Origin of the sequence: Streptomyces sp. NPDC006372, from assembly GCF_040612515.1 — a bacterium.
Lineage (GTDB): Bacteria > Actinomycetota > Actinomycetes > Streptomycetales > Streptomycetaceae > Streptomyces.
In genome coordinates, this window is record NZ_JBEXQJ010000011.1 from 91380 (window position 1) to 111908 (window position 20529).

A 20529-nucleotide genomic window follows, 5' to 3' on the forward strand; every position below is an offset into this window, starting at 1 on the left:
ACTGGAGGCGTCGCCTAGTCCGGTCTATGGCGCCGCACTGCTAATGCGGTTTGGGTCTTAAAGCCCATCGAGGGTTCAAATCCCTCCGCCTCCGCACCCATCCGAAGCCCCGGTCAGCAGACCGGGGCTTCGCTGTCGTTGGGCCTGTTTTCGCAGGCCACAAGGGGTGCGGGGAACGGATTTCACATGGCGGCGGCAGTCATGTAATGTTCTTCCTGTCGCCGCGAGCGAGCCGGAAGGCCCGAGAGCGGCGAAAAAACAGAACAAGCACTCGTAGCTTAACGGATAGAGCATCTGACTACGGATCAGAAGGTTGCAGGTTCGAATCCTGCCGAGTGCACACAGAGAAGAGGCCCCGGAGAGATCCGGGGCCTCTTGCGTTGCGAGCCGAGACCCGTTCCGTCGCGTTCAGTCTTCGTCGGGGCGGGGCCGGGGCGGGCCGAAGGGTTCGATCTTCGGGTTCGCGTACGGCCCCCGGGCGCCGGGCGTGCCGTGGACGCGCTCGGCGACCGCCTCGGTGACGAGCAGGGCATAGGTGCCGTTGTGCAGATCGACGAGTCCGTAGTCGGTGTCGACCGCCTCACGGCCGATCCCGAGCTGCCGCAGAGCGTCCTCGAGCGTGGCTCCCGACGGGAGCGCGACCGTGATGAGGCTGGCCGGTTTGCCGGGAGCCATCGGTTGCTCCTTCGATGTGAAACGGCATGTGAAACGGCTACCTGCGGTTGCCGTGCCCGTTCTTGCTGCGGCGGCGCAGCGCGTCCATGATCGCCGGTACGTTGACGATGCCGAACCCGTAGTCGTGGTCGAAACCGGCGGCGCCGCGGTCGTCGGCCGTCCGCTGCAGCAGGGTGCGGAGCTCGGCCGGCTTGATGACGCCTGCCGACCACCGCGTGCGCACGGCGGCGACCACGCCCGCGGCCACCGGACAGGCGGCCGAGGTCCCGGAGTCCGGTTCACCCGCTCCGAAGGCGTGTGAGCCCTCGAAGTGGGTGTAGGCGCAGATGTCCGGCTTGTTGGGATCGAGCCGGCCGGGGCCCTGCGAGGAGTAGCCGACCCGGTTGCCCCGGGTGTCGACACCGCCGATGGACAGCACACGCGGGTGCGAGTTGGCGCCGACGATGGGCCGGTCGGGGTACTCGCAGCGGCCGTCAGGGCAGTCCAGGCCGCAGTTGCCCGCCGCGAACAGGACGTCGGCACCCGCGCTCTCCAGCGCGGTCACCATCAGGTTGAAGGGGTGGCCGGGGTTGTCCGAGTAGTTACCGGGGTGGCTGGGCGGGAAGTCCCACCGGGGCGAGAAGGAACCCCAGCTGTTGCTGACGACCAGGGCCCGCTTGTCGTCGGGCATCGTCTCCAGCACGCTCCACAGGTGGGAGTAGGCCGCCACGGCGTCCGAGAGCAGCCCGCTCATGACCGTCGGGCCCTGCTGTTGTGAGAGCAGGACCGGCACGTCGATCAGCGTCGCCTCAGGTGCGGCGATGAGGGCGTCGAAGGCGCACATGGTGCCGTGGTCGACCGGGAACTGGCCCGGCTTGCCGCTCACCCCGGGCGGGTTCCAGCTCCGCGCCGCGTCGACCGTGACAGGACGGTCCAGTTCGTTGCTCAGGTGCCGGGTGTTGATGCCGGTGTCGGTGATCGCCAGCGCGATACCGCTGCCGTCCAGGTCGTCCGCGCCGAGCTCGGCGAGGAGGTGCTTCACGTCCTGCCAGGTGCCGACCGGTCCGTCCCCGGGACATGTGGGTGACGTCTGGATGACCGGGTCGGCGGAGATGCCGACGATCTGTGGGCGGCTGAGGGCCAGCATGGAGATCCGGCCGGCGGCGTCGTAGTCGTGGATCTCTCCACGGACCAGGACGGTGGCGTCTTCCGGCCGCATGGAGAACCGGAGCGGCTGGGTCAGGGACAGCGGGTCCCCTTCGGCCGTGGCCGGCACGGGCCTGGGCAGCGTCACCGGTGTGAACGACTGGTCCAGCTCGACGCCGGGCATCGACCCGGCGACATCCTGAGTGGTCGCGGTGCGTCGCGGGTCGGCGACGGCCTCGACGACGTCGCGTTCGGGCTTCATCTGGATGAGGACACGCATGGTTCTCCTCGATGTGGGACGGGATCCAGCGCGCGAGCGGCGTTTCGTCCACGGCGGCTCGTGGCGGCTCGTGGACGGTGCGGCTGGGTGGGGAGCCGTTGAGAGGCGATGGCCGGCCTCTTCTGCGACCTGCCCTCGACCGGCGGATCGGCCGAGCCGAGCGCGCGGTGGGCAGATGCGGATCAGGCGCCGTAGCCCATACTCACCGCGCACCTGCGGCACCGCACTTCGATCCCCCCGAATGGCCTACTGCCCCCAGAGGGCGAGGCCCGGAGCTCGTGGCAGAACTCCGGGCCTCGTCCTCCGTTCAACGAGTGCTGGGTCGCGCCGGGATCACTCCTCGTCGGCGTCGGTGGTCGGGCGCGTTCGGCCGGGCTCCGGGAGCTCGTGCAGCTGCGCGCGGGCGTGGAGCACGTCGCCGATGAACAGGTCGTACGCCAGCACACCGATCACACCGCCGATGAGCGGCCCGACGATCGGGATCCACCAGTAGCCGCTGAACGCCCCTGACAAGCTGCCTGGGAAGGCCAGACTCTCCCATCCTTCAGTCCAGGTGAACAGGCGCGGACCGAAGTCACGAGCCGGGTTGATGGCATACCCCGCGTTCGCCCCGTAGGACATGCCGATGGCCGCCACGGCGAACCCGATCATGAGCGGGCCGAGGTTCGCCTTCACGGCCGTGTTGCGCAGGTCGATGATCGCCACCACCAGCATGACGAGGAAGAATGTGCCGACTATCTGGTCGATCAGCGGGCCCCAGATGCCGCCGTGGAAGTACGGCGCCGGGAACGTGGCGAAGATCGAGAACGAGGCTAGGGTTTTCCCGTTCGTCTTCGGGCCTTTCGACGCGTCGTCGAAGGCGTTGATGGCGTCGTGGTACACCCAGTAGACCAGAGCCGCCCCTGCCAGGGCGCCGGCGACCTGGGCCACCCAATAGGGGAGCACCTTGACCCATGGGAATTTGCGGCGCACGGCGAAGGCCAGGGTCACCGCGGGGTTGATGTGGGCTCCGCTCACACCACCGGCCACGTAGATGCCCATCATCACGGCCATGGCCCATCCGAAGGTGATCAGCAGCCAGTCTCCGGCAGCGAGGAAGATGACGGTGGGCCCCTCGGCACGCCCTGACCCGGGCAGCGCTGCCACCGCCATGGCCACCACGCCGCAACCGAAGGAAATGAGGACGAAGGTCCCCATGAATTCCGCAATGCATTCGCCCAGCAAGCCTCCGCGGCGCCTGAGCCGTGAGGGCTTCAGAAGGGGCTGGATCTCGACGGCCATGTGATCCTCCCAGACACTCGTGTGGCCGCGTCCGAGCGCGGCTGCCCGTGCCTTGATGCAGCGGGGAAAACGAGACGCATGGGGTGCCGCTTTCCTGCCGCGCTGTCGAGCGTCATTCCGTGTCGCTACCGTAAGTCCGCTCTGCGGCTACCGCGAGTCGGCAACGGTGTGGCCGGGGCGGGGGCCTGTCGGTGCGGGGGAATCCTCGTCCTGATCATGGAGGGGGGCCGCTCGATCTCCCTCGCCGGGCGGCCGCCGAACGCTCTCGGGCGGCGCCCACGCACGTCCCGTCCGGCGCGGCGACCTTGCCGCCGCTGCTTGAAGCAGCAGGTGGGGATGCTGTTGCGCGTGCCGTGGTACCCGCCCTGCGCGAAGCGCACCTCGGGCCCGGCGTCCGGTTGCGCGCCCCCGTTCAGCTCGCCGAGGATCTTCGCGACCTGAGCGGATGTGAGCGCGTCCAGGCCGAGCCCGCTGCCCGCCGACGCGGAAAGCGCGTCCACGGGATTCCTGCGATGAGCTTGTCGGCTTCGGAGCGCTGCTGCTGTGTCGCAATTACCCCCGAGAAAACGCAACCAAGAATTATACGCCCGTTCTCGAATGCAGAGGGTGCTACCGGAAGAATGAATGGCCGCGGCATGTGTTTGCGTATTTCGGTACGGGTCAGGGACCGGCGTCAGTCGGTCCGGCAGTGTTCCTCCAGGTAGTCCGCCGCCAGGGTGCTCGCCCTGGAGAACCAGTCGGTCAGGACCGCGATCTCGGCCGGCGAGTAGTCCGCGAAGAGTTCGGTGAGGCGGGCGTAGTACGGCTCGTAGATCTCTCGGACACGGGCGACCGCGTCCGGCTGGGCGGCCACGCGGATGCGGCGGCGGTCGGTCGGGTCGGGGCGGCGGGTGATGTAGCCGGCGCGTTCCAGGCGGTTGAGGATGCCGGTGACCGCGCCCGTCGTGACATGGACGCGGGCTGCCAGGTCGCCGGCCGTGGGCAGGTTCTCCCCGGCCTCGATGACGTAGGCGAAGCAGGTGAGGTCGGTCACATTCAGGCCCACCTGCTGGGCGATCTCCTGCTGTCCGACCAGGTGCGTAGCGATGAGGTGGTCCATCGCCGACAGCGCCTGCTCCGGTGTGGCGGCCGCGCGCGGCTTGCCTTGCATTCCCAGGTCCCTTAGTTCGTGAGATGTTTGGACTGTAAATGTCTTAGTGAGTGAGGGGTTCGGGGGTCCAGTCTCCATGAACCCCGGTGCAAGGGGGCAGCACGTGAGCGCACATCAGTATGACCACGGGCACACGGTCGCCGGCTGGGTCGGATTCGGGATCGGGAGCGTCGGGGCAGGTCTGGTGGGGGCGGGGGTGTGCTTCGTCTCGGGTCTGCTGATCGCCGGTGGACTCGGGGTCGGTGTGGTCGCCCTGCTCGTCACCTGGGCGCTGCACCTCGCCGGCTGGGGGAAGGGGCCGGGGACCCGGCCCCGGGACGAGTGGAGTTGGCGGGTGCGGGAGTCGGGGGCGGCGGCCGGGCACGCGGAGTGCCTCGGGTGCCGGCTCGCCGGGCGGGGGCGTACGGCGGCTTCGTCCCGTACGGCGGAGGTGGCCGGGGGCGCCTCCCCGCGCGGAGAGGCGAGCCTGGGCGGGGAGCCCGAGGCCGCCGCCGTGGGTGCCGAGTCCGGGCGCTGACCCGCCGGAACGCCGTTGTCAGTGGTGCCCTCTACTCTCGGCAGGGATGGCACGCACATGGAAGTGCACGGGGCTGCGGTGGTCGGCGGACGGCCCCGTGCTGGTGTGGGACGGCGGCCGGCGCAGTGCGCTGACCTGGGGGAAACGGGTGGCCTTCGAGGTCGCTGAAGGGGGTGGGCGGACCTGCCTGGGAGCTCGGGGGCATGCGTGTCCGGTCGGGGCGGCCGTGCCGGGGCGCAGTACGGGGGCGCGGTGCGAGGAGTGCGCGCGGCTGGACCGGGCGCACTCGGTGGCCGCCGACACCATCGCGGACGATCCCCGGCCGTACCACGTGTATCTGGCGTGGTTCGGGCCCGGCATGACCAAGGTCGGCATCACGGCGGAGGAACGGGGATCGGCCCGGCTGCTCGAGCAGGGTGCCGTCTGCTTCACCTGGCTCGGCGTCGGGCCGCTCATGGCCGCGCGGCGCACCGAGGAGCTGTTGCGGGCGGCGCTGCGGGTGCCCGACCGGATTCCGTACGCCGAGAAGCGGGCCGTGCGGGCCGCGTTGCCGGAGTCGGCGGCTGACCGGGCCGGGGAGGTCGCCGAGTTGCACGGCCGGGCGGTCACGCTCGGCGGGTGGCCGGAGTCGCTCGTGCGGGAGCCCCTGCGCGTCGTCGACCATGTCGAGGCGTTCGGGCTCGCCGGGGTGCCCGCCGCCGTCGGGGAGGTGAGCGAGCTCGTCGCCGGTGGGTCCGTCAGTGGGGAGCTGGTGGCCGCCGCCGGGCCGGATCTGCATCTGGCGACCGGGGGCGGGGTCGTCGTGCTGGACACGCGGCTGCTGACGGGGTGGGGGCTGGTGCCTGCGGCGGGTGGGGAACTGACTGTTCCGGTGCGGGAGTTCAGGGAGGCCGCGGGCGTGCAGGACGAGTTGTTCTGAGCCGTCCGGTGAGAGCCCGCGGCACATCCCGATCCGTTCTCAGGCGTTCTCCAGCGTTCCCAGGCGTTCCCTGAGAAGCACCTGTGTGTTTCTCAGGGAATTCACAGGTCGCCGAAAGGGCGCTCTCAGAGGGCCTCGACATCGTGTTCACATGACCACGACCTCGCCCCAGGGGCGCACCGAACTGCTGAGGCCGGACGGGAGCCCCGTCCGCGTGCTTGTGGTGGACGACGAACTGTCGATCACCGAACTGCTGTCCATGGCCCTGCGCTACGAGGGATGGCAGATCCGGAGCGCGGGAGACGGCCAGGGGGCCATCCAGAGCGCGCGCGACTTCCGGCCCGACGCCGTCGTCCTCGACATGATGCTGCCCGACATGGACGGGCTGGCGGTGCTCGGGCGGCTGCGCCGGGAACTGCCGGACGTGCCGGTGCTCTTCCTCACCGCCAAGGACGCCGTGGAGGACCGCATCGCCGGGCTCACCGCCGGTGGGGACGACTACGTCACCAAGCCGTTCAGCCTCGAAGAGGTCGTCGCGCGGCTGCGCGGGCTGATACGGCGGTCCGGTGCGGCCGACCGGCGCTCCGAGTCCATGCTGGTCGTCGGCGACCTCACCCTCGACGAGGACAGCCACGAGGTGACCCGGGCCGGGGACAGCATCCACCTGACCGCGACCGAGTTCGAGCTGCTGCGGTTCCTGATGCGCAACCCGCGGCGCGTGCTCAGCAAGGCGCAGATCCTGGACCGCGTGTGGTCCTACGACTTCGGCGGGCAGGCCAATGTCGTCGAGCTGTACATCTCCTACCTGCGGCGGAAGATCGACGCCGGGCGCGAGCCGATGATCCACACCCGGCGCGGTGCCGGCTACCTGATCAAGCCCGCGGTGTCATGAGCGGACGACGACGGCCGCGTACACAGCAGAGAGCGGGCAGGCAGGCGCGAGCGGGCAAGCCCCGCACTCTGCGGACGCGGCTCGTCGTCGCGTCCGTGGTGCTGATCGCCGTGGTGTGCGCGGTGATCGGGACCGTGACGACGCTCGCGCTCAGGTCCCATTTGTACGAGCAGCTGAACGGGCAGGTCGAGGACACCGGCAAGCGGTTGTCGGGACCCATGAAACCCGGCGGCACGGGCGCCCCCGACTCGACGGACCGGGTCACCGGCTTCGCCAGGGGACCGGCGCGGCCCGGGACCGTCGCCGCCGAGGTCGGTACCGACGGCAGGGTCACCCGGGCGGTTCTCGCCGAGGCTTCGGAGGGCCCCTTCCAGCCGAATACGGCCGTCGACCTCACCGACGAGCAGAAGGCCGCCCTCGCCGAGGTGCCGACCACGGGCATGCACACCGTCGACCTTCCCGACCTCGGCGAGTACCGCGTGCAGTACGTCCCTGGGAAGGACGGAGGCCGCTACTACGTCGGCCTCCCCACCGAATCCGTCAACACCACGATCAACACCCTCATCCTCGTCGAGGTGAGCGTCACCGGCGCCGGACTGATCGCCGCCGCCATCGCCGGGTCCGTCCTCATCGGCGTGGCCACCCGCCCCCTCCGCCGGGTAGCCGCCACCGCCACCCGCGTCTCCGAACTCCCCCTGCACACCGGCGAGGTGAACCTCAGCGAGCGCGTCCCCGACTCCGAGACCGACCCGCACACCGAAGTCGGGCAGGTCGGTGCCGCGCTCAACCGGATGCTCGACCACGTCCACGGCGCCCTGCACGCCCGGCAGCAGAGCGAGACGCGGGTCAGGCAGTTCGTCGCCGACGCCAGCCACGAGCTCAGGACGCCGCTGTCCTCCATCCGCGGGTACGCCGAGCTGACCCGGCGCGGCAGAGAGGAAGTAGGGCCCGACACCCGGCACGCCCTCGGGCGGATCGAGTCCGAGGCGGGGCGTATGACCCTGCTCGTCGAGGACCTGCTGCTGCTCGCCCGCCTGGACGCCGGACGGCCCCTGCAGTTCGAGCAGACCGACCTCGTACCGCTCGTCATCGACACCGTCAGTGACGCCCGGGCAGCCGGCCAGGACCACATCTGGCGCCTCGACCTGCCCGACGAGCCCGCGCTGGTCTCGGCGGACGCGGCCCGGCTCCAGCAGGTCCTCGTCAACCTCCTCGGCAACGCGCGCAATCACACCCCGTCCGGCACGACCGTCACCGCACGCGTGCAGCGGCGCGGGACGTGGCTCTGCGTGGACGTCGAGGACAACGGGCAGGGCATCCCGGCCGAGTTGCTCCCGCACGTCTTCGAACGGTTCGCGCGCGGCGACTCCGCGCGGTCCCGCGCCACCGGCTCGACCGGCCTCGGCCTCGCCATCGTGCAGGCCGTGGCGACCGCGCACGGCGGTGCCGTGACCGTCGACAGCGTGCCCGGACGGACCGTGTTCACCGTGCACCTGCCCGCGCCGCCGCCCCGGCCGCAGCCGGAAATGAGCTGGCAGCAGCACTCACAGGCACGCCACAGCGTCACCACATGGGCACAACAGGGCGCCTGACGAAAGTCGGTTCCATGCGAACCGATTCTTCTCCCGGCACCCTGCCGGCGCGGGAGCACCTCCCGGCCGCACCAGCCGGTACGCCTGTCCTGGACGTAGTGATCCCCGTCTACAACGAGGAGAAGGACCTCCAGCCGTGCGTCCGCAGACTGCACGAGCACCTCGTGCGGACGTTCCCGTACGCGTTCCGCATCACGATCGCGGACAACGCCTCCACGGACACCACCCCCCAGGTGGCGGCGTGGCTGGCGGCGGAACTCCCCGAGGTCACCACCTTCCGGCTGGAGCAGAAGGGCCGCGGCCGGGCCCTGCGGGCCGTCTGGTCGGCCTCGGACGCCCCGGTCCTCGCCTACATGGACGTGGACCTGTCCACCGACCTCAACGCCCTGCTCCCGCTGGTGGCACCGCTGATCTCCGGCCACTCGGACCTCGCGATCGGCTCCCGGCTGGCCCGCAGCTCGCGCGTGGTACGCGGCCCCAAGCGGGAGTTCATCAGCCGGGCCTACAACCTCATCCTGCGCGGCTCGCTCCAGGCCCGCTTCTCGGACGCCCAGTGCGGGTTCAAGGCGATCCGCCGTGACGTGGCGCAGGTGCTGCTGCCGCTGATCGAGGACACCGGCTGGTTCTTCGACACCGAGATGCTGGTGCTCGCCGAGCGTGCGGGACTCCGTATCCACGAGGTGCCGGTCGACTGGGTCGACGACCCCGACTCGACCGTGCACATCGTCAGGACCGCGACCGACGACCTCAAGGGCGTGTGGCGGGTGGGCAGGGCCCTGGCCACGGGTTCGCTGCCGCTGGACCGGCTCACCCGGCCGTTCGGCGACGACCCGCGCGACCGCGAGATCGAGGACGTCCCGCGGGGCCTGGCCCGGCAGTTGGTCGGCTTCTGTGTCGTCGGCGGCCTGTCCACCCTCTTCTACCTGCTCCTCTACAGCGGCTTCCGGGTCTTCACCGGCTCCCAGGCCGCCAACGCCCTCGCCCTGCTGGTCTCGGCGATCGCCAACACCGCCGCGAACCGGCGGCTCACCTTCGGGGTGCGCGGGCGCGGCGGGGCCGTACGGCACCAGGCGCAGGGCCTGGTCGTCTTCGGTATCGGGCTCGCCCTGACCAGCGGTTCGCTCGCCGCGCTGGGCGCGGCCACGTCCGAGCCCGCGCACTCCACCGAACTGGCCGTCCTCATCGCCGCCAACCTCGCGGCCACCGTGCTGCGCTTCCTGCTCTTCCGGGCGTGGGTGTTCCCGGACCGGCGCGAGGACGACTCGCCGGTGCCCGCCTCGTACGACACCACCCGGTTCCGCGCCGGTGAAGCCGCGGACGGCTCCTGGCGGGACATGACCGTGCAACTGCTGCCGGTGCGCCCGCACGACACCGATTCGAGGGACTTCCGATGACCGTCCACTACGACCAGCAGACCACCGACAGAGGCACGAGTCCCGGCACGTGGACCCGGCCCCCGGAACCCGCACCGGCTCCGCACACCGGTGACCCCGAGCGGCCCTTCCCGCAGCGACTGTGGCGCGGCCGGCCCGAGGACCCCCGCTGGGCCCGCCCGGCCTTCCTCGGCCTGCTGCTCGCCACCCTCCTCCTCTACCTCTACGACCTGAGCGCCTCCGGCTACGCCAACTCCTTCTACTCGGCGGCCGTCCAGGCCGGCAGCCAGTCCTGGAAGGCGTTCTTCTTCGGCTCGCTGGACGCCGCCAACGCCATCACCGTCGACAAGCCCCCGGCCGCGCTGTGGCCGATGGCCCTGTCGGTACGGCTCTTCGGCCTCAGCTCGTGGGCGATCCTGGCCCCCGAGGTCCTCATGGGCGTCGGCACGGTGGCCGTGGTGTACGCCGCCGTACGCCGCCGGTTCAGCCCCGCGGCCGGTCTGATCGCGGGCGCGGTGCTCGCGCTCACCCCCGTCGCGGCGCTGATGTTCCGCTTCAACAACCCGGACGCCATGCTGGCGCTGCTGATGGCCGTCGCCTGCTACTTCGTCATCCGGGGGCTGGAGGACGGCCGGACGAAGTGGCTGGTGTGGGCCGGCGCCGCGATCGGCTTCGCCTTCCTCGCCAAGACCCTCCAGGCGTTCCTGATCCTGCCGCCGCTGGCCCTCGTGTACGCGGTGTGCGCCCCGGTCCCGGTGAAGAAGAGGATCGGCCAACTCGCCGCCGGCCTGGCCGCGATCGTCGTCTCCGGCGGCTGGTGGGTCGCGATCGTCGAGCTCTGGCCGGCGTCCTCCCGCCCTTACATCGGCGGCTCGCAGAACAACAGCTTCCTGGAGCTGACCTTCGGCTACAACGGCCTGGGCCGTCTCAACGGCGACGAGACCGGCAGCGTCGGAGGCGGCGGCGGTGGCGGCAACGGCGGCGGCGCCTGGGGCGAGACCGGCTGGGACCGGCTGTTCGGCTCCGGCATCGGCGGCCAGATCTCCTGGCTGATCCCGGCCGCGCTGATCCTGCTCGTCGCCGCTCTGGTGGCCACGCGCAAGGCCCGGCGCACGTCGGTGACCCGCGGCGCGTTCCTCGTCTGGGGCGGCGCACTGCTCACGACCATGCTGGTCTTCAGCTACATGCAGGGCATCTTCCACGAGTACTACACGGTCGCCCTCGCCCCCTACGTCGCGCCGCTGGTCGGCATGGGCTCGGCGCTGCTCTGGGAGAAGCGCGACAAGGCGTGGGCGTCGCTGACCCTGGCGGCGGCGATGACGGCCACCGCGGCCTGGGGGTACGTCCTGCTCAACCGCTCCTCCGACTACCTGCCCTGGCTGAAGTGGCTGGTCCTGGTAGGCGGTCTGACGGCGGCCCTCGGCCTGATCTTCGCGGGCCGGCTCGGGCGCCGGCTGGCCCTGGGCGCGGCCGGGCTGGGGCTCGTCGCGGCGCTGGCCGGTCCGGCGGCGTACACCCTCACCACGGTGAACGAGGGCCACAGCGGCTCCATCGTCACCGCGGGTCCGGCGGTCGCCGGCGGTCGCGGCGGGCCGGGCGGTGGTGGCCCTGGTGGTGGTGGTCCGGGCGGTGGCGGCTTCCCCGGTGGGGGCCAGAACCGGCAGGGCCAGAACCAGCAGAATCAGAACCAGCAGGGCAACGGCTTCCCCGGTGGGGGCTTCCCGGGGGGCGGCCAGAACCAGCGGGGTCAGAACCAGCAGAACGGCGACGGCGGCCGTGCGGGGGGTATGGGCGGCGGTGGCGGCATGGGCGGTCTGCTCAACGGTGCCAGCGTCAGCTCCGAGGCCAAGAAGCTGCTGGAGACCGACGCCGACCGGTACACCTGGGCCGCGGCGGCCATCGGCGCCCAGAACGCTGCGAGTTACCAGCTGTCGACCGGCGACCCGGTGATGGCCATCGGCGGCTTCAACGGCACGGACCCGTCGCCCACACTGGCCCAGTTCAAGCAGTACGTGGCGGACGGAAAGATCCACTGGTTCATCGCCTCGGGCAGCATGGGCGCAGGCATGCGCGGCAGCAGCGACGGCACGTCCTCCCAGATCACCTCCTGGATCGAGGCCAACTTCAAGAAGGTCACGGTCGGTTCGGCCACCTTCTACGACCTCACGCAGAAGACGAGCGGCTGACAGGCGCCTGAAGCAGGCAAGCAGGGAAGGGCGGTGGCCGAGAGCCGCCGCCCTTCGGCATGTCCCGGGAAACTCGGTTGTACAGCGTATGGGAATCGTTCTACGGTGTACAGCATGACGACGTCCTCCCAGGAAGCGGCCCGATCCGAGACAGCGCCCGGCGGTCATCCCCAGCGCTGGCTGATCCTCGGTGTCATCTGCCTCGCGCAGCTCACCGTGCTGCTCGACAACACGATCCTCAACGTGGCGATCCCCTCGCTCACCCGTGAGATGGACGCGACGACCGCCGACGTCCAGTGGATGATGAACGCCTACTCACTGGTGCAGTCCGGCCTGCTGCTCACGGCGGGCAACGCCGCCGACCGCTACGGCCGCAAGCTGATGCTGATGTCGGGTCTGGCGATCTTCGGTGTGGGCTCACTTGCGGCCGGACTCTCCCAGAGCCCGGCACAGCTCATCGCGGCCCGTGCGGGCATGGGCGTCGGCGGTGCGCTGCTGATGACCACGACCCTCGCCGTCGTCGTGCAGATCTTCGACGACAAGGAGCGTGTGAAGGCCATCGCGCTCTGGTCCACGGTCAGTTCGCTCGGCTTCGCGGCCGGGCCGCTGATCGGCGGTGTGATGCTGAACCACTTCTGGTGGGGCGCGATCTTCCTGATCAACCTGCCGGTCGCCCTGCTCGGGCTGGTCGCGGTCGCCGCGCTCGTACCCGAGTCGAAGCACAAGGCCGGTGACCGGCCCGACCTGGTCGGCGCGGTGCTGTCGACCATAGGCATGACGGCCGTGGTGTACGCGATCATCACCGGCCCCGAGCACGGCTGGACCTCCGCGCAGGTGGTGGTCTCGGCCCTGGTCGGCGTGGCCGTACTCGGTGTGTTCGTGACGTGGGAGCTGCGCACCGAGCACCCGATGCTCGACATGCACTTCTTCCGCAACCAGAAGTTCGTGGGCGCGGTCGCGGGCGCGATCCTCGTGGCGTTCGGCATGACGGGCTCGCTGTTCCTGCTCACCCAGCACCTGCAGTTCGTGCTCGGCTACGAGCCGCTGGACGCCGGGCTGCGGACGGCTCCGCTGGCGCTGACGGTGGTCGTGCTCAACTTCACCGGGCTCGGGGCGAAGCTGGTGCTCAAGGCCGGCACGCCCGGGGCCATCGCCCTCGGTATGACCCTGGTGTCGGCCGGGCTGGCGGCGATCGCGGTGCTCGGCGGGCACGGGTACGGGGGGATGCTGCTCGGCCTGGTCGTGATGGGTGCGGGTGTGGCGCTGTCCATGCCGGCCATGGCCAACGCGATCATGAGTGCGATTCCGCCGGAGAAGGCGGGGGTGGGAGCGGGGATCAACGGGACGCTCGCCGAGTTCGGGAACGGGCTGGGCGTCGCTGTCCTGGGAGCTGTGCTCAACTCCCGTTTCGCGTCCCTGGTCGCCGTCTCGGCGGCGTCGTTGCCGGCGGCGCTGGCGGGGGCGGAGTCGGCCGCGGAGAAGGGGCGGATCGCTGATGCGTTCGCCTCCGGGTTGGAGACCAGTCAGCTGGTGGGGGCGGTTGCCGTACTGGCTGGTGGACTGGTCGCGGCGGCGTTGCTGCGGCGGGCGGAGCGGGCAGAATCCGCCTAGGAGCTCGGGGTGTGCGGTCGTGGTGCGAGTGCGGGTCGGTCGTGGCTGGTCACGCAGTTCCCCGCGCCCCTGAAGGGGCGCCTAGCATGATCGGCGTTGGCAAGGTGAGGAAGGTGCGCCATGGCGAAGGCAGCCGAGAAGGCCGCACGGACCAGTGTCTGGCTGGAAGGCAAGGCGCACCGGCGTCGTGGTGGGGGACAGCCGTCGGGGCTGGACCGGGAGCGGATCACCGAGGTGACGGTCCGGTTGCTGGACGCCGAGGGGCTGGCGAAGTTCTCGATGCGGAGGCTGGCCGCCGAGCTGAACGTGACGGCGATGTCCGTCTACTGGTACGTCGACACCAAGGACGACCTGCTCGAACTCGCGCTGGACAAGGTCATGGGCGAGATGCGGCTGCCCGACCCGGAGGCCGACGAGGACTGGCGCGAGCAGGTGCGGGCCCTCGCCCGGGACTACCGGACGTTGCTGGTGCGGCACCCCTGGGTGTCCGCGCTGGTCGGTGTCTTCCTCAACATCGGCCCCAACAACCTGTCCTTCTCGCGGGTCGTCCAGCGCGTGATGCGCAGGACGGGGCTGCCCGCGAAGCGGCTGACGAGCGGGATCTCGGCCGTCTTCCAGTTCGTCTACGGCTACGGCACGCTGGAGGGGCACCTCTCCGCGCGGGCGTCGGCCACCGGTATGACCGTGGACGAGTACTTCCAGCAGGCGCTGAGCACGGTGACCGAGGCCCCGCAGGCCGCCGACGTCATCCAGGAGTCACAGGAGATCATGGCGGCGCGCGGCGGCGACACGGTCGCGGAGATGCTGGAGCGCGACTTCGACTTCGCCCTCGACCTGCTGATCGCCGGCATCGAGACGATGGTCGCCCGGGAGTGAGCCACGCGGCGAGTCCCGCCCCGGGCGGCTACTCCCCCTCGACCAGGCGCGCCGGGAACCCGCCCGTGGCCACCGGGCCCCACCGCTCCGGGGTGATCCGGATGATCGACTTGCCCTGCTTGGCCATGGCCGCGCGGTACTCGTCCCAGTCGGGGTGCTCACCGGCGATGTTCCGGTAGTACTCCACCAGCGGTTCGACGGAGTCGGGGGTGTCGACGACCTCGGCCGTGCCGTCGATCTGGACCCAGGGGCCGTTCCAGTCGTCGCTGAGCACGATCAGGCTCACCCGGGGGTCCCGCTTGGCGTTGCGGGTCTTGGCACGCTCCGGATAGGTGGAGACCACGATCCGGCCGGAGTCGTCGACCCCGCAGGTCAGGGGAGAGCCCTGGGGCCCGCCGTCGGCGCGCCGGGTCAGCAGGATCGCGTGGTGGCGGGGGCGCACGAAGTCGAGCAACTCGTCGAGGGAGACGCGGGTGTTCGTCGCGATGTTCGGTGCCATGGCGCCAGCCTACGACGCCAGGGCCTCCGCGAGATCGTCGTACACGGGGACGTCCCGGCGCAGCCCGGTCAGTTCCAGGACGCGGCTGGTGACCCCCTCCGTCCGGGCCACCAGGCGCACCTGGGTCCCGGGGCGCAGCCGGTGGCGTACGTCGTTGATGAGGCGGACGCCCTGGGAGTCCATGAAGGAGGTGGCGGTGAGGTCGAGGACGAGCACCTCCGGCTGGTCACCGCGGGCCCGGATCCCGGACAGGACGAGCGGAAGCAGCTCCGCCGCGTTGCAGAAGTCGATCTCCGCGGGCATGGTCAGGTGGGCGCGACCCGGCAGGCCCGGCGGTTCGGTGGGATTCGGGAGGAAGGTCACAGCACTCACCTGGCAGACGTTCGTCCGGATTCCGGTAAGGCCGCTTCCTGACCCACGGCCATTTCATCACGCCGGGGGCGTCGGTGGAAGCGCCTGGCGCGCCCGTCGGCCGGACGTCACTTCGAGGCAACCGAGCAGTTAGAGTGCTGTCCGTCCTGTGCTCGCAGTCGGGAATGTGCTGCGGAGCTCTCCTGCGCACGGCCATGGCCGTGCATGCCGAAGAGGTTCGTGGTGGCTGCGTCCGACTTTCCTGATTTGCCCCGTTTTCCAGTCGGTTTCGAGCTGGCCGAAGCCCTGACGGTGGCGTCTCAGCAGCTCCACGAGGCACCCACACCGCAGGGCACACTGCGGACGGCGGCCCGGCTGGCCGTCCACATCATGCCCGGGGCCGAGCACGCCGGTGTCTCCGAGATCGAACGCGGCAACAAGCTCCGCTCGCTCGTCTGGACCGACGAGGTGGTGCGCTCCGCCGAGGCCCGGCACGGCGGCCGCGAACAGCACGGGCACTGGGATCAGTTGTGGCACAGCCCGGTGGCGCGGATAACGGACAGCGAGGCCGAGGACGGCTGGGACGTGCTGTCGGCCCTCGGGCTGCGCTCGGCGCTGTCGCTGCGGCTGCGCTCCGACCGCCGCCGGCTGACCGTGCTCACGGCCTACGCGCGCAAACCGGGCGTCTTCGACGAGGCCGCGACGCGCGTCGGCCGGCTGTTCACCGCGCACGTCAGCCTCGCCCTGGACTCCGTGACCGTACGCGAGCAGCTCACCGAGGCCATGCACACCCGGGACCTGATCGGCCAGGCCACCGGCATCCTCATGGAGCGTCAGGGCATCGACGCGGCCGCCGCCTTCGAGAGCCTGGTGCGGGCCTCCCAACGGGAGAACGTCAAACTGCGTGACATCGCCCGCCGGATCGTCGACACCCACAACACGTCCTGAGGCAGCACCTTCTGAGGCAGCACCTTCCGGGGCGGGCCGAGTCACGTCGGAGGCGTGTTCGCGGGGCGACGGGATACCCGTACGGTCATGAGCTCCGAGACGTCCGACACGCTGGACCAGGCGATGGTGCGCAGCAGTGGTCTCGACACGCTGCTGCGCGATCTGACCGACCGCGCGGTGCAGGAGGTACCCGGGGCCGCCGCGTGCAGCATCACGGTGCGCCGGGCGGGCCGGCTGCTCACCCTGGCCGGCAGCGACGGCCTGCCCAGCGGCCTGGACCAGCGGCAGTACGAGAACGACTCGGGGCCCTGCGTCGAGGCCGCCGAGACCGGATCCGAGCAGTACGCCCCGGACCTGGCGGAGGAGTCCCGCTGGCCCTCGTACACGGCGTACGCGCTGACCACGGGCGTCCGCTGCGCGCTGGCGGTGCCGCTGGCCGTGGAGGGCGAGGCGGGCGCGGCGATCAACTTCTACGGCGTGCAAGCCGGCGCACTGGGCCCGGGCCGGGACACGGCCCGGGCCTTCGCCGCACGCGCGGCAGCCACGATCGACGTGGCGCTGCGCATCGAGCGCCGGCGCGAGTCGGCCGCGGACGTACGCACGGCGCTGCTCTCCCGCAGCGTCATCGACCAGGCGATCGGCATCCTCATGGTCCAGGAGCGGATCGACGCCCGTACCGCCCTGGAGCGGCTGCGCCGCGCCTCGCAGAACCGGAACGTCAAGCTCCGTGATCTGTGCGCCCAGTTGGTGGCGAAGGTCTCCGAGCCGGACTCAGACCGCCGGAAGTGACTCGCCCTGCACGGCCTGGATGTCCAGCTCCACCTTGAGGGTCGTGCCGATGGCGGCGATGCCCGCCTGGAGGACCTGGTTGTAGTTCATCGCGAAGTCCTCGCGGTGCAGTTCGGTCGTGGCGCGGAACGCCGCGCGGGTGCCGCCCCACGGGTCCGGGCCGGTGCCGAGGTAGGCCAGGTCCAGGTCGACCGGCCGTACGACGCCGTGCATGCCCAGCTCGCCGTGGACCGTCCACCGGTCGGACCCGGTGGCCGTCAGCCCCGTGGACCGGAAGGTGATCTCCGGGAAGCGCTCGACGTCCAGGAAGTCCGGCGACTTCAGGTGCCCGTCGCGCATGCCGTTGCCGGTGTCGACGGACGCCGCCTTGATCACCGCCTCCACACGCGACTTGGTGACGTCGTCCGGCGCGATCTCGATCGAGCCGGAGAACTCCGTGAACCGGCCGTGCACGCTGGAGATGCCCAGGTGCTGGGCCACCGCGGCCACGCTCGAGTGCACCGGGTCGACGGTCCAGGGCCCCGGCGGCGGCAGCTCGGTGCCGCCCTGCCGGGCCAGCGTCACCGTGCCGACCTCGGCCCGGCCGCTCGCCGTGACGATCACACTGGACGCCGCGGGCGCGTACCCGACCGCCGTGACGATGACGGTGTACGCCCCAGGCTCCAGCGGCGTCGCGTCCCGCACCGCGCCCTCCGCGTCGGCCTCGGCACGCAGCGCCTGCGCACCGGTCATGTCCGCCACCGTGACGACCGCGTGCGACACGGCCCATCCGTCCCGGGTACGGATCCTCGCGGTCAGTCCCATCTCAGCTACTCCTCGATAAGAAACCGGCCCGCGACAGGGGGCGCACCTCCGCTCAGAGCGCGCCCACCTGCCACGGGCCGGGGTCGTCGCTACTCGCCGGGGTGGGCGAGTTCGATGTCGTGCGCGTCGGTGCCGGCGCCCGTCACCGTCAGGGCGGTGGCCACCGGCGGGTAGCCGGTCGCGATCACGGTGTACTCGCCGCCGTCCAGGTCGGTGAAGGCGTACGCCCCGTCCGTCCCGGTCGTGGCCGAGCCGACGACGTTGCCCGCCTGGTCGACCAGCGTCACCCGGGCGTCGGCCAGCGGACCGTGCGGGGCGCGGACGACGCCCTGGACGCTGGCGCCCGAGTCCAGGTCGATCTCGACCCGGGTGACCCCGGTGCCGCCCACCTCGACGGGCAGGGCGCGCGGCCGGTACCCGGCGGCGTTCACCGCGACGGTCACGGCGCCCGGCACCAGCTCGGCGAAGGAGAACTCGCCCTGCTCGCCGGTGGTGCCGTTGGCCAGCAGGTCCCCGCGCACATCCGTCACGATGACCATGGCGTCCTTGACGGGCTGCCCGCTCCCGGCGGCCCGCACCAGGCCGGTGAGCCCGCTGGTGCCGCTGAGCAGGATGTCGTAGGCCACCGGCTCGTCGTTCACCACGACCGTGGACGCCTGCGGCTGGAAGCCGTCGGCCGAGGCGATCAGGACGTACGACCCGGCGCCCGGCGCGTCGAGGGCGTAGGAGCCGTCGGCCTGGGCCACGGACCGGCCCAGCTGCCGTCCGGCCAGGGAGATCAGGGTGACGGCGGCCTGCGGCACGGGCGCGGACTCGGCACCGCGCACGAAACCGCGGACCGGCACACCGCCCCCACCGGACGCGGGCTCCTCGGCCCGGGCCACGGTCGCGACGGCGGCGAGCCGCTGCGTCCCCTCGGGCCCCCTCTCGCCGGCGGCACCGCTCTCCGACGCGGCCCAGCTCGGCACGGCCTTCTCGCCGGCGGGAGCCTCGGCCGCGACCTCTGCGGGAACCTCGGCGGAAGCCTCCGCGGGGGCGTCCTTCTCCGCCGCCTGCGCCAGCCCACCCTTCGTCTTCAACGGGACCTCCTTGATGAACAGCGACACCAGCAGGGCGAGCAGCGCCAGCGGGGCGGAGTAGAGGAACACGTCCGCGACACCGTGGCCGTAGGCGCTCTCCAGGACGGTGCGGATCGGCGCGGGCATCGCGTCGAGGTCGGGGATGCTGCCCCCGCCCGTGCCGGCGTGGCCGAGGGCCGCGCCCTTCGCCCCGAGGCCGGCGAGGCCGTCCTTGACGTAGTCGGTGATCTTGTTGCCCAGGACCGCGCCCAGCGCCGAGACGCCCACGGCACCGCCCAGGGACCGGAAGAAGGTCACCGTGGAGCTGGCGGCACCCAGGTCGCCCGGCTCCACCTGGTTCTGCGTGCAGAGCACCAGGTTCTGCATCATCATGCCGATGCCGAGACCCATCAGCGCCATGAAGATCGCTATGTGCCAGTACTCGGTGTCGTACCGGATCGTGCCGAGCAGGCCGAGCCCGGCCGTCACCAGCACACCGCCGCCGAGCAGCCAGCCCTTCCAGCGTCCGGTCCGGGTGATGACCTGGCCGGAGACGGTGGAGGAGACGAACAGGCCCGCGATCATGGGGATCGTCATGACGCCGGACATCGTCGGCGATTTGTCCCGCGCCAGCTGGAAGTACTGGCTGAAGAAGACGGTGCCGGAGAACATCGCGACGCCGACGAACAGGGAGGCCAGGGAGGCCAGGGTGATGGTGCGGTTGCGGAACAGCCGCAGCGGGATGATCGGCTCGCTGGCCTTCGCCTCGACGAGGACGAACAGCGCCAGCAGCGCGACCGAGCCGCCGACCATCGCGTAGGTCTGCCAGGAGACCCAGTCGTACTTGTCACCGGCGAAGGTGACCCAGACCAGCAGCAGGCAGACGGCCGCGGTGATGAAGAAGGCGCCGGCCCAGTCGACCTTGACCTTCCGCTTCACGACCGGCAGGTGCAGGGTCTTCTGCAGCACGATCAGGGCGATCACGGCGAAGGGCACGCCGACGTAGAAGCACCAGCGCCAGCCGAGCCAGTCGGTGTCGGTGATGACACCGCCGACCAGCGGACCGCCGACCATGGCGGTGGCGAAGGTGGCACCGAGGTAGCCGTTGTAACGGCCGCGCTCACGCGGCGAGATCATCGCCGCCATGATGATCTGGGCCAGGGCGGACAGACCGCCCATGCCGATGCCCTGGACCGCGCGGAACCCGATGAGCATGCCGGGGTTCTGCGACATGCCGGCCGCCGCCGAGCCGAGGACGAAGACGACCAGGGCGATCTGGATCAGCAGCTTCTTGGAGAACAGGTCGGCGAGCTTGCCCCACAGCGGCGTGGACGCGGTCATCGTCAGCAGGGACGCGGTGACGACCCAGGTGTAGGCGCTCTGGCCGCCGCCGAGGTCGCCGATGATCCGGGGCAGGGCGTTGGAGACGATCGTGGACGACAGGATCGCGACGAACATGCCGAGCAGGAGGCCGGTGAGGGCCTCCATGATCTGCCGGTGCGTCATCGGAGCGCCGCCGCCGGAGGGGCCGTGGGAGCCTCCTCCGTGCTTGGCATGAGCCCGCACACCGGCTGGTGTGGTCGTTGCCATGGGCTTCCTTTTC

Annotated in this window: 18 protein-coding genes and 2 tRNA genes; 12 read left to right on the forward strand and 8 right to left on the reverse strand. The window is 70.9% G+C overall.

What is annotated here, in order from left to right:
- Positions 1 to 3: 3 nt before the first annotated feature.
- Together ABZ016_RS19070 and ABZ016_RS19075 are read left to right on the forward strand one after the other, a co-directional pair.
- Positions 4 to 94, forward strand: a tRNA-Ser gene (locus ABZ016_RS19070).
- A gap of 173 nt (positions 95 to 267) precedes the next feature.
- Positions 268 to 340: transfer RNA gene (locus ABZ016_RS19075), tRNA-Arg, on the forward strand.
- A 68-nt stretch (positions 341 to 408) separates the two neighbouring features.
- Here the strand turns inward: ABZ016_RS19075 and ABZ016_RS19080 are convergent.
- The 4 genes from ABZ016_RS19080 to ABZ016_RS19095 all read right to left on the reverse strand — a co-directional run bounded on the left by ABZ016_RS19080 (position 409) and on the right by ABZ016_RS19095 (position 4511).
- A complete protein-coding gene (locus tag ABZ016_RS19080; protein ID WP_356917796.1) occupies positions 409 to 675 on the reverse strand; it encodes a hypothetical protein in 267 nt (88 codons plus the stop codon).
- A 37-nt stretch (positions 676 to 712) separates the two neighbouring features.
- Positions 713 to 2080 carry a S8 family serine peptidase gene (locus ABZ016_RS19085; protein ID WP_356917797.1) on the reverse strand — a complete coding sequence of 456 codons (1368 nt, stop codon included), beginning with the start codon at positions 2078 to 2080 and terminating at the stop codon, positions 713 to 715.
- Between the two features lie 333 nt (positions 2081 to 2413).
- Positions 2414 to 3361 (reverse strand): MIP/aquaporin family protein, encoded by a 948-nt coding sequence (locus tag ABZ016_RS19090; protein ID WP_356917798.1) that lies wholly within the window; start codon positions 3359 to 3361, stop codon positions 2414 to 2416.
- Between the two features lie 673 nt (positions 3362 to 4034).
- Complete coding sequence (locus ABZ016_RS19095) at positions 4035 to 4511, reverse strand: MarR family transcriptional regulator (RefSeq protein ID WP_356917799.1); 477 nt, start codon at positions 4509 to 4511, stop codon at positions 4035 to 4037.
- 103 nt (positions 4512 to 4614) lie between these two features.
- On the opposite strand from ABZ016_RS19095, the gene ABZ016_RS19100 reads away from it, so the two are divergent.
- The 8 genes from ABZ016_RS19100 (at position 4615) to ABZ016_RS19135 (ending at position 14477) form a co-directional block, all read left to right on the forward strand.
- On the forward strand, positions 4615 to 5028 hold the full coding sequence (locus ABZ016_RS19100) for an HGxxPAAW family protein (RefSeq protein WP_356917800.1): 414 nt from the start codon (positions 4615 to 4617) through the stop codon (positions 5026 to 5028).
- A 46-nt stretch (positions 5029 to 5074) separates the two neighbouring features.
- On the forward strand, positions 5075 to 5947 hold the full coding sequence (locus tag ABZ016_RS19105) for a DUF2797 domain-containing protein (RefSeq protein ID WP_356917801.1): 873 nt from the start codon (positions 5075 to 5077) through the stop codon (positions 5945 to 5947).
- A gap of 151 nt (positions 5948 to 6098) precedes the next feature.
- Positions 6099 to 6839 (forward strand): response regulator transcription factor, encoded by a 741-nt coding sequence (locus ABZ016_RS19110; RefSeq protein ID WP_356917802.1) that lies wholly within the window; start codon positions 6099 to 6101, stop codon positions 6837 to 6839.
- On the forward strand, positions 6836 to 8431 hold the full coding sequence (locus ABZ016_RS19115) for an ATP-binding protein (RefSeq protein ID WP_356917803.1): 1596 nt from the start codon (positions 6836 to 6838) through the stop codon (positions 8429 to 8431). The genes ABZ016_RS19110 and ABZ016_RS19115 overlap by 4 nt, the downstream gene beginning before the upstream one ends.
- A 14-nt stretch (positions 8432 to 8445) precedes the next feature.
- Positions 8446 to 9825 (forward strand): bifunctional glycosyltransferase family 2/GtrA family protein, encoded by a 1380-nt coding sequence (locus ABZ016_RS19120; RefSeq protein WP_356917804.1) that lies wholly within the window; start codon positions 8446 to 8448, stop codon positions 9823 to 9825.
- Positions 9822 to 11990 (forward strand): glycosyltransferase family 39 protein, encoded by a 2169-nt coding sequence (locus tag ABZ016_RS19125; protein ID WP_356917805.1) that lies wholly within the window; start codon positions 9822 to 9824, stop codon positions 11988 to 11990. The genes ABZ016_RS19120 and ABZ016_RS19125 overlap by 4 nt, the downstream gene beginning before the upstream one ends.
- Before the next feature lie 114 nt (positions 11991 to 12104).
- A complete protein-coding gene (locus ABZ016_RS19130; RefSeq protein WP_356917806.1) occupies positions 12105 to 13601 on the forward strand; it encodes an MFS transporter in 1497 nt (498 codons plus the stop codon).
- Between the two features lie 120 nt (positions 13602 to 13721).
- Positions 13722 to 14477: a TetR/AcrR family transcriptional regulator gene (locus tag ABZ016_RS19135; RefSeq protein WP_356917807.1), complete on the forward strand. Its 756-nt coding sequence runs from the start codon at positions 13722 to 13724 to the stop codon at positions 14475 to 14477.
- 28 nt (positions 14478 to 14505) lie between these two features.
- Here ABZ016_RS19135 and ABZ016_RS19140 read toward each other — a convergent pair whose 3' ends face one another.
- Both ABZ016_RS19140 and ABZ016_RS19145 read right to left on the reverse strand, forming a co-directional pair.
- Complete coding sequence (locus tag ABZ016_RS19140; RefSeq protein ID WP_345661587.1) at positions 14506 to 14976, reverse strand: PPOX class F420-dependent oxidoreductase; 471 nt, start codon at positions 14974 to 14976, stop codon at positions 14506 to 14508.
- Positions 14977 to 14985: 9 nt separating this feature from the next.
- The gene (locus ABZ016_RS19145) at positions 14986 to 15279 is read right to left on the reverse strand and encodes an STAS domain-containing protein (RefSeq protein ID WP_356917879.1); all 294 of its coding nucleotides are present in this window, start codon (positions 15277 to 15279) and stop codon (positions 14986 to 14988) included.
- Between the two features lie 273 nt (positions 15280 to 15552).
- Here ABZ016_RS19145 and ABZ016_RS19150 point away from each other — a divergent pair, with 273 nt between their 5' ends.
- Both ABZ016_RS19150 and ABZ016_RS19155 read left to right on the forward strand, forming a co-directional pair.
- Entirely contained in the window at positions 15553 to 16275 is a 723-nt protein-coding gene (locus ABZ016_RS19150; protein WP_356917808.1) for an ANTAR domain-containing protein, read from the forward strand.
- Between the two features lie 87 nt (positions 16276 to 16362).
- Positions 16363 to 17064: a GAF and ANTAR domain-containing protein gene (locus tag ABZ016_RS19155; RefSeq protein ID WP_356917809.1), complete on the forward strand. Its 702-nt coding sequence runs from the start codon at positions 16363 to 16365 to the stop codon at positions 17062 to 17064.
- Here the strand turns inward: ABZ016_RS19155 and ABZ016_RS19160 are convergent.
- Both ABZ016_RS19160 and ABZ016_RS19165 read right to left on the reverse strand, forming a co-directional pair.
- Positions 17047 to 17868 carry a YceI family protein gene (locus ABZ016_RS19160; protein WP_356917810.1) on the reverse strand — a complete coding sequence of 274 codons (822 nt, stop codon included), beginning with the start codon at positions 17866 to 17868 and terminating at the stop codon, positions 17047 to 17049. The two genes, ABZ016_RS19155 and ABZ016_RS19160, sit on opposite strands and share 18 nt — an antisense overlap.
- Before the next feature lie 89 nt (positions 17869 to 17957).
- Positions 17958 to 20516: an MFS transporter gene (locus ABZ016_RS19165; protein ID WP_356917811.1), complete on the reverse strand. Its 2559-nt coding sequence runs from the start codon at positions 20514 to 20516 to the stop codon at positions 17958 to 17960.
- Between the last annotated feature and the right edge of the window lie 13 nt (positions 20517 to 20529).

Bases quoted from the DNA above. Each gene is read 5' to 3' on its own strand.
- ABZ016_RS19080 (WP_356917796.1), bottom strand. From the start codon at position 675: ATGGCTCCCGGCAAACCGGCCAGCCTCATCACGGTCGCGCTCCCGTCG.
- ABZ016_RS19085 (WP_356917797.1), bottom strand. From the start codon at position 2,080: ATGCGTGTCCTCATCCAGATGAAGCCCGAACGCGACGTCGTCGAGGCC.
- ABZ016_RS19090 (WP_356917798.1), bottom strand. From the start codon at position 3,361: ATGGCCGTCGAGATCCAGCCCCTTCTGAAGCCCTCACGGCTCAGGCGC.
- ABZ016_RS19095 (WP_356917799.1), bottom strand. From the start codon at position 4,511: ATGCAAGGCAAGCCGCGCGCGGCCGCCACACCGGAGCAGGCGCTGTCG.
- ABZ016_RS19105 (WP_356917801.1), top strand. From the start codon at position 5,075: ATGGCACGCACATGGAAGTGCACGGGGCTGCGGTGGTCGGCGGACGGC.
- ABZ016_RS19110 (WP_356917802.1), top strand. From the start codon at position 6,099: ATGACCACGACCTCGCCCCAGGGGCGCACCGAACTGCTGAGGCCGGAC.
- ABZ016_RS19115 (WP_356917803.1), top strand. From the start codon at position 6,836: ATGAGCGGACGACGACGGCCGCGTACACAGCAGAGAGCGGGCAGGCAG.
- ABZ016_RS19120 (WP_356917804.1), top strand. From the start codon at position 8,446: ATGCGAACCGATTCTTCTCCCGGCACCCTGCCGGCGCGGGAGCACCTC.
- ABZ016_RS19125 (WP_356917805.1), top strand. From the start codon at position 9,822: ATGACCGTCCACTACGACCAGCAGACCACCGACAGAGGCACGAGTCCC.
- ABZ016_RS19130 (WP_356917806.1), top strand. From the start codon at position 12,105: ATGACGACGTCCTCCCAGGAAGCGGCCCGATCCGAGACAGCGCCCGGC.
- ABZ016_RS19135 (WP_356917807.1), top strand. From the start codon at position 13,722: ATGGCGAAGGCAGCCGAGAAGGCCGCACGGACCAGTGTCTGGCTGGAA.
- ABZ016_RS19140 (WP_345661587.1), bottom strand. From the start codon at position 14,976: ATGGCACCGAACATCGCGACGAACACCCGCGTCTCCCTCGACGAGTTG.
- ABZ016_RS19145 (WP_356917879.1), bottom strand. From the start codon at position 15,279: ATGCCCGCGGAGATCGACTTCTGCAACGCGGCGGAGCTGCTTCCGCTC.
- ABZ016_RS19150 (WP_356917808.1), top strand. From the start codon at position 15,553: ATGCCGAAGAGGTTCGTGGTGGCTGCGTCCGACTTTCCTGATTTGCCC.
- ABZ016_RS19155 (WP_356917809.1), top strand. From the start codon at position 16,363: ATGAGCTCCGAGACGTCCGACACGCTGGACCAGGCGATGGTGCGCAGC.
- ABZ016_RS19160 (WP_356917810.1), bottom strand. From the start codon at position 17,868: ATGGGACTGACCGCGAGGATCCGTACCCGGGACGGATGGGCCGTGTCG.
- ABZ016_RS19165 (WP_356917811.1), bottom strand. From the start codon at position 20,516: ATGGCAACGACCACACCAGCCGGTGTGCGGGCTCATGCCAAGCACGGA.